The organism is Flavivirga aquimarina (assembly GCF_030540835.1).
GTDB lineage: Bacteria > Bacteroidota > Bacteroidia > Flavobacteriales > Flavobacteriaceae > Flavivirga > Flavivirga aquimarina.
This window is the reverse complement of the sequence record NZ_JAUOEK010000097.1, coordinates 1-1,359: the sequence shown is the minus strand read 5'-3', so window position 1 is coordinate 1,359 and position 1,359 is coordinate 1. Positions and strand designations below refer to the sequence as shown.

At 41.4% G+C, this 1,359-nt stretch carries 1 protein-coding gene; it reads right to left on the bottom strand.

The genetic code is table 11. The annotated features are described in order from the left end of the window. A partial coding sequence (locus Q4Q35_RS08655; protein WP_303277571.1) for an IS1182 family transposase occupies positions 1–1,358 on the bottom strand: 1,358 nt, incomplete at its 3' end. Position 1,359: the final 1 nt, after the last annotated feature.

Genomic DNA, 1,359 nt, shown 5'->3' with positions numbered 1-1,359 from the left:
AGAAACTGCGTAAGCGTTCCAAATACGGGTTCGACCGTACTTTGACGTTTGCCTTTCATATAGCTGCCTCTGGGGCTGTTCACTCGTGCATTATTACGTTCATACTCTTCTCTATAGAAAGTGACTGTAAATTTCTTCTCCTGAGCAGATTTACCTAGACATTGCGAGCGTATTGGGCAATCAACACAAACATGTTTTAACGCCCTATATTCTTTCTTCTTAGTATTGTTCTTTTTCTCAAAAAACACCTTTTTAAAGGGAATGGTCTTTCCTTGTGGACAGGTGTAACAATCGTTCTCTTTGTGATACTCAAACCCATAAGGCCCGCCTTTGTAAGTGCCGTGTGGAGGGATATAACTGCGCAGTCCCTTTTCTTCTAAATAAGCATAGTTCTCTCCACTACTATAGCCCGTATCCGCAATACAGTTATGCCATAACAGTCCCTGTTTGTGCAAACGTTTTTCTAAGCGGTTACATATATCGGGCAAACACTGACTGTCTTTACCATCCGCATGATAAGCCTTGATATCCGTAATCACATGGTGTCCAGTATCCACACTTAACTGGCTCATATAATTAAGCTTTCTGGCCTTGCCCGGTTTTACACTTATTCGGGCATCGGGATCGGTAGGGCTATAATGGGTCTTATTGGATGTGTACTTTGAGCCTTTATTACCTGCCCCTGGTCGTTGGTCTTGGTCTTTACGCCATTTTTTGTTTCTACTTTTTATAGCTCGCAGCTCACTTGCTGTAGCACTTATTTCTTGTTGGGCCTTGGGCGCTTTATTATGTCTTGATTTCCTTATCCCTGCCGGTTCTTTATCCATAGCACTGATATGACGGATTTGATGCAAATGAGCTTCTAGATCTTCTTTTGGAACTTTAAGCTCTAAAGTGTCCATCGAAGCATTGGCTTTTACTGGTGCAGAGTCTATGGCCTGGGTGTGACCGCTGACCATTCCCTTTTCTACACACATAGCAAGTACTCTAGTAAAAACGTCTTCAAAGACAGTTTCTGGATATAATTGTCGGGTACGGCTTATCGTAGAGTGCCAGGGCAGTTCCTCATCTATATCATAACCTAAAAAATAGAGTATATCCAAGCGCATACTACTATGTTGTATCAAATCTCTATCGCTGATGATATTTTCCAGATAGCCTACTAAACACAGTTTAAAGAAAACGACGGGGTCAATGCTTTTTTGTCCGCTTTCTCCATAGTAACACTTGGTCAAGGGGTACAAAAAATCTAGATCCAGAACCTCTTTTAATCGCCGATAAAAGTTGTGCTCGGGGACACGTTCACTAAGTTGGAATTGTGAGAATAATTTCTCTTGATATTCTTTTTTACCTTGCATA